The 17,234-nt window shown below is 71.6% G+C and carries 13 protein-coding genes; 8 read left to right on the top strand and 5 right to left on the bottom strand.

The genetic code is table 11. The annotated features are described in order from the left end of the window. Positions 1-4 precede the first annotated feature (4 nt). Positions 5-835, bottom strand: coding sequence for a tyrosine-protein phosphatase (locus tag AB0I15_RS12475; RefSeq protein WP_358093796.1), 831 nt, complete (start codon positions 833-835; stop codon positions 5-7). Between the two features lie 73 nt (positions 836-908). Between AB0I15_RS12475 and AB0I15_RS12470 the strand changes: the two genes are divergently transcribed. Then, positions 909-1,781 carry a hypothetical protein gene (locus AB0I15_RS12470; RefSeq protein WP_358093793.1) on the top strand — a complete coding sequence of 291 codons (873 nt, stop codon included), beginning with the start codon at positions 909-911 and terminating at the stop codon, positions 1,779-1,781. Here the strand turns inward: AB0I15_RS12470 and AB0I15_RS12465 are convergent. Both AB0I15_RS12465 and AB0I15_RS12460 read right to left on the bottom strand, forming a co-directional pair. After that, positions 1,774-4,302, bottom strand: coding sequence for a tetratricopeptide repeat protein (locus AB0I15_RS12465; protein ID WP_358093790.1), 2,529 nt, complete (start codon positions 4,300-4,302; stop codon positions 1,774-1,776). The genes AB0I15_RS12470 and AB0I15_RS12465 overlap by 8 nt on opposite strands. 70 nt (positions 4,303-4,372) lie before the next feature. Beyond that, positions 4,373-6,481: a M6 family metalloprotease domain-containing protein gene (locus AB0I15_RS12460; protein ID WP_358093787.1), complete on the bottom strand. Its 2,109-nt coding sequence runs from the start codon at positions 6,479-6,481 to the stop codon at positions 4,373-4,375. 106 nt (positions 6,482-6,587) lie between these two features. Between AB0I15_RS12460 and AB0I15_RS12455 the strand changes: the two genes are divergently transcribed. Beyond that, positions 6,588-7,745, top strand: coding sequence for a helix-turn-helix domain-containing protein (locus AB0I15_RS12455; protein WP_358093784.1), 1,158 nt, complete (start codon positions 6,588-6,590; stop codon positions 7,743-7,745). 60 nt (positions 7,746-7,805) lie between these two features. Next, a complete protein-coding gene (locus AB0I15_RS12450; RefSeq protein ID WP_358093781.1) occupies positions 7,806-8,849 on the top strand; it encodes an amidohydrolase family protein in 1,044 nt (347 codons plus the stop codon). Between the two features lie 18 nt (positions 8,850-8,867). Here AB0I15_RS12450 and AB0I15_RS12445 read toward each other — a convergent pair whose 3' ends face one another. After that, positions 8,868-9,299: a MarR family transcriptional regulator gene (locus AB0I15_RS12445; protein ID WP_358093778.1), complete on the bottom strand. Its 432-nt coding sequence runs from the start codon at positions 9,297-9,299 to the stop codon at positions 8,868-8,870. Between the two features lie 70 nt (positions 9,300-9,369). On the opposite strand from AB0I15_RS12445, the gene AB0I15_RS12440 reads away from it, so the two are divergent. From AB0I15_RS12440 to AB0I15_RS12425, 4 genes are all read left to right on the top strand, one after another. Next, positions 9,370-11,103 carry an ABC transporter ATP-binding protein gene (locus AB0I15_RS12440; protein WP_358093776.1) on the top strand — a complete coding sequence of 578 codons (1,734 nt, stop codon included), beginning with the start codon at positions 9,370-9,372 and terminating at the stop codon, positions 11,101-11,103. Between the two features lie 104 nt (positions 11,104-11,207). Beyond that, entirely contained in the window at positions 11,208-12,461 is a 1,254-nt protein-coding gene (locus AB0I15_RS12435; protein WP_358093773.1) for an MFS transporter, read from the top strand. A gap of 28 nt (positions 12,462-12,489) precedes the next feature. Further along, positions 12,490-14,031 (top strand): gamma-glutamyltransferase, encoded by a 1,542-nt coding sequence (locus AB0I15_RS12430; RefSeq protein ID WP_358093770.1) that lies wholly within the window; start codon positions 12,490-12,492, stop codon positions 14,029-14,031. A 111-nt stretch (positions 14,032-14,142) separates the two neighbouring features. Next, positions 14,143-14,451, top strand: coding sequence for a DUF5709 domain-containing protein (locus AB0I15_RS12425; protein ID WP_358093769.1), 309 nt, complete (start codon positions 14,143-14,145; stop codon positions 14,449-14,451). A gap of 5 nt (positions 14,452-14,456) precedes the next feature. Here AB0I15_RS12425 and AB0I15_RS12420 read toward each other — a convergent pair whose 3' ends face one another. Then, positions 14,457-15,110 carry an HAD family hydrolase gene (locus AB0I15_RS12420; RefSeq protein ID WP_358093767.1) on the bottom strand — a complete coding sequence of 218 codons (654 nt, stop codon included), beginning with the start codon at positions 15,108-15,110 and terminating at the stop codon, positions 14,457-14,459. Positions 15,111-15,198: 88 nt separating this feature from the next. On the opposite strand from AB0I15_RS12420, the gene AB0I15_RS12415 reads away from it, so the two are divergent. Further along, positions 15,199-17,202 carry a catalase gene (locus tag AB0I15_RS12415; RefSeq protein WP_358093765.1) on the top strand — a complete coding sequence of 668 codons (2,004 nt, stop codon included), beginning with the start codon at positions 15,199-15,201 and terminating at the stop codon, positions 17,200-17,202. The last annotated feature ends 32 nt before the right edge of the window (positions 17,203-17,234 follow it).

Raw genomic sequence — 17,234 nt, 5'->3', positions numbered from 1 at the left:
GCGTTCAGTCGCGCAGGCGGGCTCGCATGGCCTCCGTGTCGGCCGACGTCCAGCCGTGCTGCACCAGCCAGCCCATCGGCCCGCCGAACCGCTCGTCGAGCACGCTCAGGAACTGCTCGATGTTGCCGGGCCGCGGCCGGTGGTCGTCGGCGGGGCGGGAGTCGAGGTCGCCCTGATACGTGCTGGTGCCCCGCAGCCGCTTGAGGATCAGCTCCAGCCGCTCCCCCGTGGCCACGTAGTCCTCGACGATGGCCTGCCGGGTCGCCCCCGCGATCTCCAGCGCCAGCGCCGACAGCACCCCGGTGCGGTCCTTGCCCGCCGCGCAGTGCACCAGCGACGCCCCGTCGTCCAGCGCCATCGCGCGCAGGGCCGCCACCACGGAGTCCGGCCGGTCGCGCAGGTAGCCGAAGTAGAAGCCGGTCACCCGCAGCTCCTCGTCCAGCGCCCGATCCGCCCACGGCAGCACCCGGTCGATGTCGACCGTGTTGTCGACCGTGTTGTCGACCGTGGTGTCGACCGTGTTGTCGACCGTGTCGGCCTCCACGTCGGTGTGCCGGCCGCCCTCGGCGAACAGCGTCAGGTGGTGGTGGCGCACCTCGGGCACGAAGGTCAGCGGCCCGGGGCCCTCCAGGGACACCTCGGCGGTCGAACGGAGGTCCACCACGTGCCGCAGATTCAGCTCACCCACGAGCACGGCCACGTCACCGGGCGTGAGGCCCTGCAGGTTGTCGGCGCGGAGGATCCGCCCCCGACGAGTGCGGCCACCGTCGTTCGTGGGCAGTCCGCCCAGGTCACGTACGTTGACCGCGCCTTCCAGATCAATCCAACGCGTCATCTCACTCATTATTACGACCCTATATGTCCGCCAAACATGAGCGGATTCGAGGTTCATAACGCAGCATGAACGTATGGATCCACGAGCTCTGCCTCCACGGCTGGTGATCGATCCATCGCTGCCCCCGGAGACCTTGGCCGAGCTGCGCTCGAGCCCGCACCTTCTCCGCCAGGCCCGAGTGGGCGCGCGAATGGACACCACGAAGAACCCCGCCCTGATGTTCGTCCTGCCCGGCTTCCTGGTGATGATCCTCCTGGTGGCCGGCTGGACCGAATTCTTTGTCGCCGGTGTCGGTATCGGACTGATCGTCCTGATCCGATGGATGGCGCTGGACAGCTCATATCGTTCGACCAAACGAAGACTTCGCCTGGCCCAGGCCCACGCGGACCGCTACATCCTGCCGGAGGACCTCGATCGTCCCTGTCAGATGCTGCTGCGCCGGGCGCAGAACGCCGTCGAGGCGATCCTGCACTCCAAGGTCCACAGGTCCGGCCTGATCGACAGCATCGAGAACCAGGTGTCGCTGCCGGAGGAGGTCTGGCAGATCGGCGAGCGGCTGCGGCGCCTGTCGGCCATGCACGCCGAGCACGGCAAGCTGATCCCGCGTGAGCTGCCGCCCGGCATGGAGGACGCGTTCAAGCCCTACACCAGCGCGCTCGACGCCGCCTGGACCTCGCTGTCGCAGCGGGTACGCCACCTGGAGAAGTACGCCAAGCAGGTGCTCAAGGCCGACAAGGTCTACCACGCCCACATGCGACTGGAGGCGCTGGCCGCCAGGACCCCCGACTACCAGCAGCTCATCGCCGAGACCGTACGCGACGAGCTGGCCCACGCGCGCATCCGGGAGCTGGCCGACCAGGCCGCGCACGTGCGCAAGCTGTTCGAGGAGAGCATCTTGCAGGCCAGACAGGCGGCGGGCGAGCTACTGCGGAGCCCGCTCACTTGAGCGCGGCCCGCCGCAGGAGCTCCAGGGTCCTGCGCATGCCGGCCTCGTTACCGAGGCTGCGGTAGATCTCCCTGGCCTGCTCCAGCGGCTCCACGGCGGCCCCGCGCCCACCGGCGTCCAGGTGCGCCTCCCCGAGGTAGCGCAGGCTCCTGGCCATCCACCACCGGTCCTCCAGCTCCTCGAAGCCCCGCACCGCCCGCCGCAGCTCCAGCTCGGACTCCTCGACCCGCTCCAGCCTGGCCAGCGCCCGCCCGGCCGAGACCGCGTTGCGCGCCACCCCCCACGAGTCGCCGAGCGCGACCAGGATCGCCTCGGCCCGCCGGACGTAGTCCAGCTCGCGCAGCCCGTTCGCCGGGTCGCCGACCTCGCCGGCCGCGCGCAGGCACCGGGCCTCCTCCCACAGCTCCCCGCGCTGCTTGAACATCTCGGAGGCCCGGTCGAGGCTGAACCCGGCCCTGGTGAACAGGTTGGCGGCCTGCCGGTGGTCACCGGCGCGATACTCGCCGCGCGCCTGCGCCGCCAGCACCTCCCCGTAGACGCGCAGGGTCTGCGCCTCGGAGTAGCGGTTGCCGTCGCGCTTGAAGATCTCCAGGGCGTCCTCGAGCAGCTCCCTGGCCTCCTCGGGACGCCGCTCGGCCATGCGCATCTCGGCCAGGTTGCGCTGGGTGCGGGCCATCCACCACAGGTCGTCCTCGCCCTTGAACGCGGTGATGGCCCCGATGAGGAAGTCCTGCGCCCGGTCCAGGTGGCCGTCGCTGAACAGCGTCATCCCGACCGTGCGCATGGTCCTGGCGGCCCACCACGACTCGCCCAGCTCGGTGAAGATCCCCAGCGCGCGTTCCGCCTCCTCCAGCGCCCGCTCCCGCAGGCCCAGGCCGCCGTGCACGGAGGCGGCGTCGAGCAGCGCGATGGCCAGGGAGCGCCGGTCGCCGCTGCGCCCGGCGGCCTCGCAGCCGAGCTCCGCGACGGCCGCCCAGTCCGACCAGTACGCCCGCAGCGAGTGGCACAGCGAGCAGAACGCCCTGGCCAGCCCCCACGTCAGCTCCCAGAGCCGGAGCTGGTGGGCCAGGTTGATCATGGCGAGCAACGAGAGCCGCTCGGCGTTGAGCCAGTCGCCGGCCTTGAGCTGCCCGTCGGCGCTCGACCGGCGCCCGCCCCTGCTCCAGTCCTGCGGCCAGCGGTTCTGCGCGGCCTCCTCGGCGCGGCGACGGTAACCGTAGAGCACGCGCTCGATCGCGGCCGTGCGCCGCTCGCCCTCGTCCTGGTCCGCCAGCTCGGCGGCGAACACCCTGACCAGGTCGTGCAGCCGGTAGCGCATCACGCCGGTCTGGTCGGTGCCCGAGCACTCGGCGAGCTGCGCGTCGATGAGCGCCTCGAGCTGGTCGGCGCCGTCGAGCCCGGAGATGTCGAGCAGTTCCCCGGCCACCCAGCCGGGCACGTCGGGCGCGGTCAGCGCGCTGAGCAGGCGCAGCAGGCGGCGCTGCATGCCGGTGCAGTCGTCGTAGCTGAGCTGTACGGAGGCCCGCACGCTCTTGTCCACCGTCTGGGCCACCTCGAGCTGGTCGAGCCGGCGCCGCGTGTCGGCCAGCCGCCCGGCCATCTCGCGCATCGTCCACTGCTCCCGGGTGGCCAGCCGGCCGCCGCAGATGTTGATCGCCAGCGGCAGGTAGTCGCAGAGCCGGACGACCTCCTTGGCCGATTCGAGGTCCTCGACGATCCTGGCGCCCCCGGCCAGCCTGGCCAGCAGCTCCACCCCATGAGCCTCGCTGAACACGCCGAGCCGGGTGTCGTGCGTGCCGTTCAGGAACAGCGGCGCGCGCGAGGTTACCAGCACCGCGCAGCCCGGCTCGGCCGGGATCAGGGGCTTGACCTGGGCGGCGTCATGGGCGTTGTCCAGGCCGATGAGGATCCTGCGGCCCTTGGTCCAGGTCAGCCAGAGCTTGCGCAGCTCCTCCAGGCCGCCGGGGTCGGTGGTCAGGCGGACGTCCAGCGCGCGCAGGAACCCGATCAGCACCTCGTCGGGGCGTACCGGGGCGTCCAGGCTGCCGCGCAGGTCGGCGTAGAGACGGCCGTCGGGGAACCAGCCCGCCACCTCCTGCCCGAACCTGGTCATCAGGGCCGACTTGCCGACGCCGCCCCGGCCGTACACGGAGACGACCAGCGGCGGCGCGACGTCGGAGGAGCTCCGGCGGGTGGTGAAGACCTCACGCAGCTCGGCGAGGGCCTTGGCGCGGCCGGTGAAGTGCTCGGGAACGGGCGGCCACTGGTCGGGAAAGAGCGGGCCGGGCTCTAATCGGGCCTGCCGCTTGGGGCGGCGGGTCTCGGTGGTGGCCCAGGTGGTCAGTCCGACGAGGACGGCCGCGGCCATGGTCACGCCGATCTTGGCGGCGGGCGGGATCTCCCACTCCACCGACGCCGCCAGCACGCTCGCCGCGGCGGCGGCCAGCCCCGCCGAAACGGGCGCGGCCCACGACATCCTCCTGCGTCGTCGTGGTTTGTCCGGCAGGTTGTCCCCTGTCAACGAACACCCCCTTTGGGGGTGATTCAAGCCGATGGGGTACGGCTCGCGCCAGCCGTACCCCATCGTTCACCTAAAAGCCGATCACGTGACAGGTGGCCGTCACGGTCCTGGTCGGGTCGCTCTCCGACGTGGCGGTGAGCTTCACCTTGGCCAGCCGGTCGCCGCCGGAGGCGCGGACCGCGTTGACGGACACGAGCGACTGCTTGCCGAAGGCGACCGTGGCCAGCGCGTTGGGGAGCTGGGCGGTCCAGCCCTTGCCCTGGACCTCGGCCTTGAGCCGGTAGAGGTCGGAGTTGAGGTAGGCGCTGACGTCCTCCGGGTGCTGCCCCTGCGCCGGGGCCTTCCTCCCGGTGTTGAGCAGCGGGAACTTGCAGGTGGACAGGTTCTTGCCGGTGGGGATCCCGGCCGTGGGGAGCACCTTGACGCCGCGCTTCTGCGGGCCGGCGCCGTCGAGCGAGCGGATCGCGACGCTGTAGGAGAGCTCGCCGTCGCGGTTGCGGTGCACGTCGGTGATGTAGAAGTGCAGGCGGTTGGCCTCGTCGACGTACTCGTACTCGCTGCCGGAGTCGGTGCCGGCGTGGAAGAGGGCGTCGGAGAGCTGGCGGTAGTCGCCGATCGTGATCGGCACCTGGGTGCCGTCGGGCATCACGTAGTCGGTCATGCCGATGTCCTGCGGATTGGCGTCGATCACCCACTCGAACGGGGCCCGGTCCTCGTTCTTGGTCTTGGCCAGCAGGACGCCGGCGTCCGGGGTGAAGGAGTCGCTGCCCATGCGGTCCACGACCTCGACCGTGTAGTTCTCGTAGCCACCGCGGTCGCAGAGCGGATCGGCGGACTGGCACGAGCTCTTGTCAGGACCGTCGAAGGCGATGTTGACGCCGGCGAGCTCGTTCTTGCCCGGCTGGACCGTGCGGGCCACGACCTTGGCGGTGACCAGGCCGGACTCGTCGAGCGCCTCTCGCGACAGGCGCAGGACGTTCTGCTCGTCCACCATCTGCAGCTTGATCTTGTTGCGGAGCATGTGCTGGGCGCCCATGGACGCGCCGCTGGTGGGCGGGATCAGCCACCGGGAGTGCGGGCCGCCGGGGCCGTTGAAGCTACCGCGGCTGAGCATCTCCCAGATGCCGGTGTACGCCCGTCGGGGCGGCACGCTGTACGGGTTGTTGTAGTTGTCGGCGATGCCCATGATGTGGCTCAGCTCGTGGGCGTAGACCGCCATGCCGGAACTCTCGGCCTGCACCGAGTCGACGCCGAAGCGGGCGTTGGGCCAGAAGTTGGAGCCGGCCTGCCAGGAGGACCACTCGACGTAGCGGGTCGGGATCCAGTTGGGCAGCGCGGGGTCCGGCGGGCCCCACTCGTCGGGCACGTCCTCCTTCGTGGGGAACTTCATCATCCCGAACTCCTGCCAGGTGGACGACTCGTCCTGGCCGGCGCTGAGGTAGAAGACGAAGTCGAACTGCGCGGCCACCTCGGGGCCGACGGCGGCCAGCCAGGCGGCGTTGCCGTCGGCGCGCAGGTCCTTCTCGCACGCGTCGCCGGCGGGGCAGGACTCGGTGCCGTTGAAGTTGGGCTCCATGGCGTACTCGTGGTCCTTGCCCGGCATCGTGTACGGGCCGAAGCCTGTCAGGTCGACGCCGTACCGGCCGCCGGAGTCCTCCATCCAGTACTCGTGGATGGTGTGCCCCTTGTTGAGGTCGTTCGGGGTGTTGAGGAAGTCCTGGTAGAACTTGGCGACCTGCTCGCGCGGGACGTCGTGGGCCTCGGCGCTCGGGTTCGCGTAGATCGTCGAGCCCTTGGGCTGGGTCACCACGAACGCCTGGTTCGGGTAGTCGAGCAGCACGAGGGCGCCCTTGAACGTGCGCTTCGACCCCTTCACCGCGGGGTCGTTCCAGGAGGTGCCGGGCGGCTTCTTGTAGTCCGCCCACGTCATGTGGTCGGGGTTCTCCCAGTTCTGCGGGTCGATGGGCTGGATGCCGCCGGGCGGGCGGGTGCGCAGGGCCTGGCCGTCGGCGCGTGCGTCGCGTTGCCAGGGCTGCGTTTGCGGCCAGTGGTTCTGCCGCCATGGATACTCGGGATCGTCAGTGGGGGGTGCTGCGGAAGCAGGGGTCGCCAGCAGGGTCACCGGGATCAGCACGATGGCCGCCAGTAAACCCTTGAGCAGCTTCTTCGGGGCGTTCACGGATTGACGGTATAGACGTTATTGACGGAGATCACCGAGCAGTTGTAGGGAAGACCTGTACTGACGTTTCCGACATTTGTTGAAACATCCATGTGAAGGTGTGGCCGTGGCGGATCTTCAGCGGATCGTGGACGAGCTCGCCGCCCGTCTCGACCGCCCCCTCCTGCTCGAGGACCACGTGCAACGCGTGGTCGCCTACAGCGAGCAGAGCGGCGCCATGGACGACATCCGCCGCGACTCGATCCTGCGCCGCCACACCGCGCCCGAGGTGCGGCGGTGGCTGCGGGCGGCGGGCATCCACGAGGCCACCGGCCCCCTGCGCACCGAGGGCGCGCCGCATCTGGGGCTGCTGCCGCGCGTCTGCGTCCCGGTACGCCACTCCGACGGCCTGCTCGGCTTCCTGTGGTTCATCGACGCGGACCCGCCCATGTCCGGCGCGCACGTCGGCGAGGCGGCGGCGGCCACCCCGGCCGTGGCGGTGGCGCTGTTCCACGAGAGCCTGGCCAGCGGGCTCGCCTCGCACCGGGAACTGGAGGCGGTCACCGGGCTGCTGCTCGGCGAGCGGGACGCGGCCACGCAGCTCATCGAGGCGGGCGCGTTCCCGCAGGCGCAGCCGGTGACCGTACAGGTGGCCAGGCCGCGTACGGCCGAGCCCACCGACGCGCTCCGGCTGGCGCTCGAGCAGGGGCTGCTGGCGCTGCGGCGGCGGCTGAGCGGGCACCACCCGCTGCACCTGGTCCGGTACGACCACGCGGTGCTGCTCACGGCGGGGCCGCCCGTCCCGGCCGACGACCTGCACGCGGCCATGCCGGTGCCGGTGGTGGTCGGGGTCGGGCGCAGCCGGCCGGCGCTGGCGGAGGCGGCGGGGTCGTACCAGGAGGCCAGGCACGCGGCCGAGGTGACCGCGCGGGTGCCGGGGCTGGGGCGTACGGCGGAGTGGGCGCGGCTGGGCGTCTACCGGATGCTCACCCAATTGCCCGACCAGGAGCTGCATCCGGGGCTCGAGCGGCTGCTGGCGGACGCGCAGTATCTGCCGTTGCTGGAGACGCTGGAGACGTACCTGGATCTGGCGGGCAGCGCGGTGGCCACGTCGCGGGCGCTGCGGCTGCACCGGACGTCGCTGTACTACCGGTTGCAGCGGGTGGAGGAGCTGGCGCGCACGGATCTGAAGGACGGCGGCGAGCGGCTCGCCCTGCACCTCAGCCTCAAGCTGGCGCGGCTCTCCGGGCGCTACTTACCTAGGGATTCTCACAGTGCGTCCTGATTGCATCCCTATCCCCGCGTCACGTTTAATGCGCTAAGGGAAGATCCGACGGGAGTCCTGATGCCGTCTGCGAAGCGCGCCAAAACGGTCGAGAGCCGGCGTGCGCCCGCGCCCGTCGTGGTCCATTCCGCGCCGCTCGTGCTGCCCGTCTGCGCCGCCCCGCTGCGCGACGGCGCCGTGGCCGTCAGAGGCGATCGTGTGCTCCGGGTGGGCTCGCGGGCGGAGCTGTGCTCCTCCTTTCCCGGCTCCGAGGAGCTGCGGTGGGAGGGGATGATCGTGGCGGGGATGGTGGACGCCTGCGCCACCGCCTTCACGACCGCTCCCGGCGTGACCGCGCGGGCGAGCGTCGTCTCCGACCTGGCCGATCCCACGGCGCCGCCCGGCATCTCCTACGTCGAGGTGTCCAGCGGGAGCGAGGAGGAGTGGGAGGACACCGAGCGGGACGCGGTCATCACCGCGATCCGCGAGGTCGACCGGCCGTGCGCGGTCGGCATCGCGGCGCACACGCCGGACCCGCAGGTGCTGGAGGACGTGGCCGTGCTGGCCAGGACGTTCGGGCTGCGGCTGCTGGTCGACCTGACCCGGCACTCCCCCGCGGCGCTGGACGAGGCCGGGGTGCTGGGGCCGCTGTGCCACGTCGTGTGCGCCCGGCCGCTGGACCCGGGCGAGCGCAAGCTGCTCAGGCTGCGCAGGACCGTGGTGGCCCTGTGCCCGCCCGGCCCCGGGCCCGCCGGTGACGCGCTGGCCCTGCTGGACGAGGGCAACACCGTCGCCTTCGGCACCCGCGGCCACATGCCCTGGCCGCCCGCCGGCCCGCTCGACGCCGGAGGGCCGCTCGGGCTGGCGGCGGCGGTGCGGCGGCACGCGCGGGAGCTGGGGCTGCGTCCCCGGGCGCTCGACCGCCGACTGGTCGAGGCGGCCACCCTGGGCGGGGCCCAGGCGCTGGGAATGGACCGGGGCCGGGGCCGGATCGGGTCGCTCGCCCCCGGCGCCCGCGCCGACTTCGCGATCTTCGACGCGCGTGGCCGCTATCCGTACGCCGCCCTACTCGGCCGGCCCCCCTGCCTCGGCACCGTCATCGGCGGTGTGGTCACCGCCGCCTGACGGCCCGAGCCGCGCGGGTCACTCCCGTCCGACTCTGAACTGCTCGTCCACCAGGCTCAGCAGCCCGCCGAGCTGCTCGCGCTGCTCCCCCGACAGCACCGCGAACAGATCCTCCCCCGCCTGCCTGCGCGCGTCGCGCGCCCGCTCATAGCGGGCGTGGCCCTCGGCGGTGAGCACGACCAGGGTCGAGCGGCGGTTGGCCGGATCGACCTCCCTGCGTACCAGCCCCGCCTCCTCCAGCGCGTCCACCACGGGGGTGAGCGAGCGCGGCACGATCCGGAGCTGCTCGGCGAGTTGCACCATCCGCAGCGGCCGGTCGGCCCCGGCCAGCGCCCACAGGGCCCGCGCCTGGCCGGGGTTGAGCCCGAGCGGCACCAGCCGCCGTACGTAGCCATGCCGCAACCGCCTGCCGACCAGGTGCAAGAGCTCGGCGAGCTCCATCTCTCCCATACTCAGCAAGCTTAGCCGGAGTAAATATGAGTTAACCTCTGTTTGAGTGGACATCTGAAAGGAGCACCACTTGGCGGACGAACCCCGCGCGCCGCTCGGGCGCATCATCAAACTCTTCACCGCCTACCGTGGCCGCCTGGCCATGGTCGGCTCCCTCATCCTGCTGTCCTCACTGGTGTCGCTGGCCTCGCCGTTCCTGCTGCGCGAGGTGCTCGACGTGGCCATCCCGGCCAGGGACGTCGAGCTGCTCACGCTGCTGGCCCTGGGCATGATCGCGGTGGCGGTCACGACGAGCGTGTTCGACGTGCTGCAGACGCTGGTCTCCACCACGGTGGGCCAGCGGGTCATGCACGACCTGCGCATCGCGCTCTACGGGCACCTGCAGCGCATGTCGCTGGCGTTCTTCACCAGGACCAGGACCGGCGAGGTGCAGTCGCGCATCGCGAACGACATCGGCGGCATGCAGTCCGTCGTCACGACGACCGCCGCCGCCATCATCTCCAACCTCACCACCGTGATCGCCACGATCGTCGCCATGCTGGCGCTCGACTGGCGGCTGACCGTGGTCTCGCTCCTGCTGCTGCCGGTGTTCGTGTGGCTCAGCCGCAAGGTCGGCGCGGAGCGCAAGCGCATCACCACCGAACGGCAGCGCAAGCTGGCCACCATCGCCTCCATGGTCCAGGAGTCGCTGTCGATCAGCGGCATTCTGCTGGGCCGCACCATGGGCCGCTCCGCCGAGCAGACCAGGCGCTTCGGCCGGGCCTCCGACGAACTGGCCGAGCTGGGCGTGCAGGCCGGCATGGCGGGGCGCTGGCGGCAGTCGACCATCCAGTTCGTCATGGCCGCGATGCCCGCGATGATCTACTGGGCGGTCGGGCACACCGGCTCGATCTCGGTGGGCACGCTGGTGGCGTTCACGACGCTGCAGGCCGCCCTGTTCCGGCCGGCGGTCTCGCTGCTGCGGCTGGGCGTCGAGGTGCAGGTCTCGATGGCGCTGTTCGGGCGGATCTTCGAGTATCTGGACCTGCCGGTCGACATCCACCCGGGCACGCGGACCCTGGACGACGTACGCGGCGAGGTCCGCTTCGACCACGTCGACTTCTCCTACGGCGAGGCCCCTGCCCTCACCGGCGTCGACCTCACCGTGCCGGCCGGCACCAGCCTGGCCATCGTGGGCGAGACCGGCTCGGGCAAGACCACGCTCAGCTACCTGCTCCCCCGGCTCTACGACGTCACCGGCGGGCGGGTCACGATCGACGGGGTGGACGTCCGGGAGCTGACGTTCGACACGCTGAGCGACGCGGTCGGCGTGGTGTCGCAGGAGACCTACCTGTTCCACGCCTCGATCGCCGACAACCTGCGCTTCGCCCGGCCCTCGGCCACGGACGAGGAGCTGGCGCAGGCCGCGCGGGCGGCGCGCATCCACGACCACATCGACGCGCTGCCCGACGGCTACGACACGGTGGTGGGCGAGCGCGGCTACCGGTTCTCGGGGGGCGAGAAGCAGCGCCTGGCCATCGCCCGTACGCTGCTGCGCGACCCGCCGGTGCTGATCCTCGACGAGGCCACCAGCTCCCTGGACACGCAGACCGAGCGGGCCGTGCAGGAGGCGCTCGACACGCTGGCGCGGGGGCGTACGACGATCACCATCGCCCACCGCCTGTCCACCGTCCGCGACGCGGACCAGATCGTCGTACTCGACCACGGGCGCATCGCCGAGCGCGGCACCCACGACGAGCTGATGGCGCGGGGCGGCCACTACGCGGCGCTGGTCAGCCGCGACCAGCCGATGGAACTCGTCTGAGCCGGTTTTAAACCGTGTCTTGCCTCACATTCCGGTCAGGCCGGAATCCTGCTTCCGGAGGAGCGTGTTGACCCCCCGGTGCATCGTCAAGGCAAGGATCGGTTTTGTCTCTCTCCTCCTCCACGTTCAGAGCCCTGCGTCATCACAATTACCGGCTCTGGGCGGGAGCCGACATCGTCTCCGTGACCGGCACCTGGATGCAGGTGCTGGGCGTCAACTGGCTCATCCTCACGATGACGGGCTCGGCGGCCGGCGTCGGGCTGAGCCTCGTCATGCAGGCCCTGCCCACGATGCTGCTGGGCATGTGGGGCGGAGCGCTGGCCGACCGGCTGCCGAGCCGGCCCGTGGTGATCGCCGCGCAGGTGGCTCAGGCCGCGCTCGCCGCCGCGCTGGCCGTGATCGCGCTGACGGACGTCCGGTCGATCCTGCCCATCTACGGGGTGGCGCTGGCCGGCGGCGTGGTCACCGCGCTGGGCGGGCCCGCGCTCGGCCGCTTCGGCGCCGAGGTGGTGCCGCCCGCCGACCTGCCGAACGCGATGGCGCTCGGCTCGATCCTGAACTCCTCGGGCCGCATCCTCGGCATGAGCCTGGCCGGCGCGCTGCTGCCCTTCACCGGCAACGGCGGCCTCTTCGTCATCAACGCCGCCAGCTTCTTCGTGGTGATCGCGGCCGTGGCGGCCATGCGGCGCGCGGAGTTCCACGCGCTGGCCGCGTCCGAGCGGCAGCCGGGCGCCGTGCTCGACGGCCTGCGCTACGTCCTGCGCACCCCCTGGCTGCTGGTGATCCTGGCGCTGTGGTTCGTCTCGGGCAGCGTCGGCCGCAACTACCAGGTCACGATGGCCGCCATGAGCGCCGGACCCCTGGAGGCGGGCGCGGGCGGGTACGGCCTGCTGTCCACGGTCTTCGCCGTCGGCACGGTGCTGGGCGGCCTCCTCGCCGCCACCCGACCCCACCTGACGATCCGGCTGCTGCTGATCATGGCCTTCGTGACCGGGGTGGCGCAGGCCCTGAGCGGGCTGATGCCGTCGTTGTGGACGTTCGCCGCCATGATGCTGCCGATCGCGGCCGGCGCGGTGGCCCTCGACACCACCGTCTCCGCGCGGGCGCAGCTCGACAGCCCCGAGACGATGCGCGGCCGGGTCATCGCGGCGCTGTCCATCGTCAGCGCGGGCGCCGGAGCCCTCGGCGGGCCGCTGCTCGGCTGGTTCAGCGACACCCTCGGCCCGCACGTCGCGCTGCAGGCCGGCGGCGTGGCGTGCGTGGCGGCCGCGCTGCTCGCGGCCATGGCGCTGGCCCGGCTCTCGGGCCGGACGATGAGGCAGGCGGTCCGGCCGCGGACGCGGCTCGAGAACGCCTGACCCGGCGGGCGCGCGTACGCTCTTGGACGTGCACAACACCAGATACGCGCCCTCCGGAATGGTGTGCAGCGTCGATCACCTGGCCTCGGCGGCCGGGCTGGCGATGCTCGACCGGGGCGGGTCGGCCGCGGACGCGGCCGTCGCCGCCAACGCCGTGCTGTCCGTCGTCGCCCCGCACATGTGCGGCCTGGGCGGCGACCTGTTCGCCCTCGTCCACGACGGCGAGGTCACGGCGCTGAACGCCTCCGGCCGGGCGGGCTCCGGTGCCGATCCCGCGCGTCTGCGGGCCGAAGGCCACACGCGCATGCCGCACCTGCACGACATCAGGTCGGTGCCGGTGCCCGGCTGCGTGGACGGCTGGCTCGCGCTGCACGGCCGCCACGGCCGCCTTGCCATGGCCGACCTGCTCGGGCCGGCGATCCGGCTGGCCCGCGACGGGTTCCCCGCCTCGCCGCTGATGGTGGCCGGCGCCATGAACGCGGCCCGCCGTCCCGGCGGCGGCGACTTCGCCGGGGTACGCGCCGCGGGCGACCGCGTGACCAGGCCCGGCCTGGCCCGCGCGCTGCGGGCCGTGGCCGAGCACGGCAGGGACGGCTTCTACCTGGGCGAGTTCGGCCAGGGCCTGATCGAGGTGGGCGCGGGCGAATACACCGAGGCCGACCTGGCCGCGCCGGGCGCCGACTGGGCCGAGCCGCTCAGGGTCCGCGCGTTCGGCCACGACGTCTGGTCGATGCCGCCCAACTCCCAGGGCTATCTGCTGCTGATGTCGCTCGGCATCGCCGACGGCCTGCGGCTGCCCGGCTCCCCGCAGCACCCCGCCTGGGCCCACCTGCTGGCCGAGGCCGCCAGGGTCGCCGGGCACGACCGGCTCGACGTGCTGCACGAGACCGCCAAGGACCTGCTCGACCCCGCCGAGATCGCGCGGCGGCGGGCGCTGATCGACCCGCGGTCCCGGCTGCGGCTGCGCGGGCTGAGCGAGCGGGGCGACACGACGTACCTGTGCGCGGTGGACGGCGACGGCATGGGCGTGTCGCTCATCCAGTCGAACGCGTCCGGGTTCGGGAGCATGGTGTTCGAGCCCCGTACCGGGATCAACCTCCACAACCGCGGCATCGGCTTCTCCCTCAGGCCCGGCCACCCGGCCGAATACGGCCCCGGCCGCCGCCCGCCCCACACGCTGACGCCCGCGCTGATCACCCGTCCCGACGGCACGCTCAGGTCGGTGGTGGGCACGATGGGCGGCGACGCGCAGCCCCAGATCCTGCTGCAGGTCATCACCCGGCTGCTGCGGCACGGCGAGGAGCCGGGGCAGGCGATCTCCGCGCGACGCTGGCGGCTGGGCACCGGCGGCACCGGGTTCGACACCTGGGACTCCCCCGACGACGCGGTCCTCGACCTGGAGGAGGGCTCGGCCTGGGCCGACGGCCTGGCGGCGCTCGGGCACCGGGTGGCGGCCCTGCCGTACGGGGGCTCGTTCGGCCACGCGCACCTGATCGACGTGCGCGCGGACGGAATGCTGGCCGGGGCGGCCGACCCGCGCTCCCTGGTCGGCGCGGCGATCGGCCGCTGAGCCTCCGATGAACGGCCCGATGGACGCCCGATGGACAAGGAAGAGTTCACCCAGGCCCTAGGGATGCCAAGTCCTAGGATTTCGGTCTGATCCTGGGGTAGGGGTCCGCGTATGACCGAACAACCTCCGGACCGGTACGGCTACAGCGACGAGCAGGAGATCGAGGTCGAGGAGTGGAACGACGACCTCGGCATGCGTCACGAGATCGTGCCTGACGACCCGCAGCACCGTGACTCCCTGGACGAGCGGCTACGGCGGGAGGCGCCCGAGAAGCTCCGCGAGCCGCGCCCCAAGCACCAGTTGGTTCAACCGGACGAGGGGCTCGGGCCCGACACGGAGGACGAGGAGATCGGCGTCGACTACGAGTCGGCCGACGATCTGTCGGCGGAGGATCGCGCCGTTCGCATCGACCCCGAATGAGACCGTCAGCCGAGCCGCCGCAGGGCGGGCAAGAGGGCGTGCAGGTCGTCGGCGATCACGTCGGCGGCCTCTGCTTGCGGGCGCTCGGCGTGCAGGTAGCCCCAGGGGCCGCGGCGCAGCAGCGCCGTACGCATGCCCGCCCTGGCGGCCGGCAGCACGTCGTTGTCGAGCCGGTCGCCCACGTACAGGATCTCGGCCGGTTCCCGCCCGGCGACCGCGGCGACCTTGGCGAAGAACCCCTGGTCCGGCTTGGCCACGCCCCATCCCTCGGAGGTGTGCAGGGAGTCGGCCGGCAGGTCCATCGCCAGCAGCGCGTCGTAGGCCCGCTTCGGCTGGTTGCCGGCGACGATGACCTGGTATCCGGCGGCGCGGAGGGCGGCCAGGGCCTCGCGCACGTCGGGATAGAGGTCGTCGGCGTCGAAGTGGTTGCGCAGGCCGCCGGGCTCGTCGCGTTCCCAGGCGGCCTCCTCCGCACGCAGGTCGAAGCCGGGGCGTACGAGGCGGAAGGCGTCGCCGTGCGGGCGGTCGAGTGCCGCCATGCCGCCGAGCGCGCCCATGAGCACGAATCTGCTCACCCCGAGCCGGTCGGCCCAGCGCGACCAGATGCGCGTCTCGTCGATGAGCGTCTCGCCGACGTCGAACACCACAGCCTTGATCATCGATCCCCCTGCTCGAAAAGCCCTGTTTCACCGTGTCCATCCGGGCATAGGTGACCACCGGACGAACACCTGCAAGGGGGATTTTTTCATGCAACCAGAGCGCGACGCGAAAGACCGCCAGCTCGACGAGTACCGCGTGCCGCTGGACGACCACGCCATGACCACGGATCAGGGCGTGCCGGTCGACGACACGGACAACTCGCTCAAGGCGGGCACCCGCGGCCCCACCCTCATGGAGGACTTCCACTTCCGGGAAAAGATGACGCGCTTCGACCACGAGCGCATCCCGGAGCGGGTGGTGCACGCCAGGGGCTCGGGCGCGTACGGGGTGTTCGAGCTGTACGAGCCGCTCACCGACCTCACCTCCGCCGCGTTCCTGAACGACACCTCGGTCAAGACCCCGACGTTCGTGCGCTTCTCGACCGTGGCGGGCTCGCGCGGCTCGGCCGACACCGTACGCGACGTGCGCGGCTTCGCCACGAAGTTCTACACCACCCAGGGCAACTTCGACATCGTCGGCAACAACTTCCCCGTCTTCTTCATCCAGGACGGCGCCAAGTTCCCCGACTTCGTGCACGCGGTCAAGCCGGAGCCGCACAACGAGATCCCGCAGGCGCAGTCGGCGCACGACACCTTCTGGGACTTCGTCCAGCTCCAGCCGGAGTCGCTGCACATGGTCATGTGGCTGATGTCGGACCGGGCGATCCCGCGCAGCTACCGGATGATGCAGGGCTTCGGGGTGCACACGTTCCGGCTGGTGAACGCCTCGGGGCAGGGGACGTTCGTCAAGTGGCACTGGCGGCCGGTGCTGGGGACGTACTCGCTGGTGTGGGAGGAGGTGCTGCGCATCCAGGGCAACGACCCCGACTTCAACCGCCGCGACCTGTGGGAGGCGATCGAGCGCGGCGCCTTCCCCGAGTACGAGCTGTGCGTGCAGCTCGTGCCCGAGTCGCGCGAGCACGACTTCGACTTCGACCTGCTCGACGCCACGAAGATCATTCCCGAGGAGCAGGTGCCGCTGCGGCCCATCGGCAGGATGACCCTCAACCGCAACCCGCAGAACTTCTTCGCCGAGACCGAGCAGGTGGCCTTCCACACCGCCAACGTCGTGCCCGGCATCGACTTCACCAACGACCCGATGCTGCAGGCCCGGAACTTCTCCTACCTCGACACCCAGCTCCTGCGCCTGGGCGGCCCCAACTTCACGCAGATCCCGGTCAACCGGCCCGTCAACGAGGTACGCAACGACCAGCGCGACGGCTTCCACCAGCACCAGATCCACGAGTCGCAGACCAGCTACTCCCCCAACAGCATCAGCGGCAACCGCCCGAAGCCCGGGGACGGCTACCAGCACTACCAGGAGAAGGTGGAAGGCGCGAAGATCCGCATGCGCAGCCCCAGCTTCTCCGACCACTACAGCCAGGCCACCCTGTTCTGGAACAGCATGGCGGACTGGGAGAAGCAGCACATCGTGGCCGCGTTCCTGTTCGAGCTCGGGCACGTGGAGCGCCGGCCCATCAAGGAGGGCGTGCTCGCCCACCTCGGCAAGATCCACCCCGACCTGGGCGCGCAGGTGGCCAAGGGCCTCGGCCTGCCCACGCCCGGCGGCGGCCAGGTCCACTCGAACACCTCGCCGGCCCTCAGCATGACCGGCCAGCCCCGCGGCATCGCCACCCGGAAGATCGCCATCCTCATGGCCGACGGCACCGACGCCACCGCCGTCTCCGGCCTGCGCCAGGCGCTGGAGTCACAGGGGGCGATCTGTGAGATCGTCGCCCCGGACGAGGGCACGGTCGGGGACCTCCCGGTGGACCGCCGGCTCAGCGCGGCCGGCTCGGTCCTCTACGACGCGGTGGTGGCGGCGGACGGGGCGGCCTTGGCGGCGACGGGCCAGGCCCGCTTCTTCGTCCTGGAGGCATTCAAGCACGGCAAGGCCATCGGCGCCGTGGGCTCGGGCCGGCAACTCGTGGAGGCGGCCGGCCTGCCCAACGACGTGGGGGTGATCGTCGGGGACGACATCAGCCGGCCCTTCACCGAGGCGGTGGCGGGACACCGCTTCTACGAGCGCGACGTGTCCAGCGTCCCGGCCTGACACCGCCCGCGAACCGGCCGCCTCCACCACGA

Origin of the sequence: Nonomuraea sp. NPDC050643, assembly GCF_040654715.1 — a bacterium.
Taxonomy (GTDB): Bacteria; Actinomycetota; Actinomycetes; order Streptosporangiales; family Streptosporangiaceae; genus Nonomuraea.
This window is presented reverse-complemented; position numbering and strand designations above follow the sequence as displayed.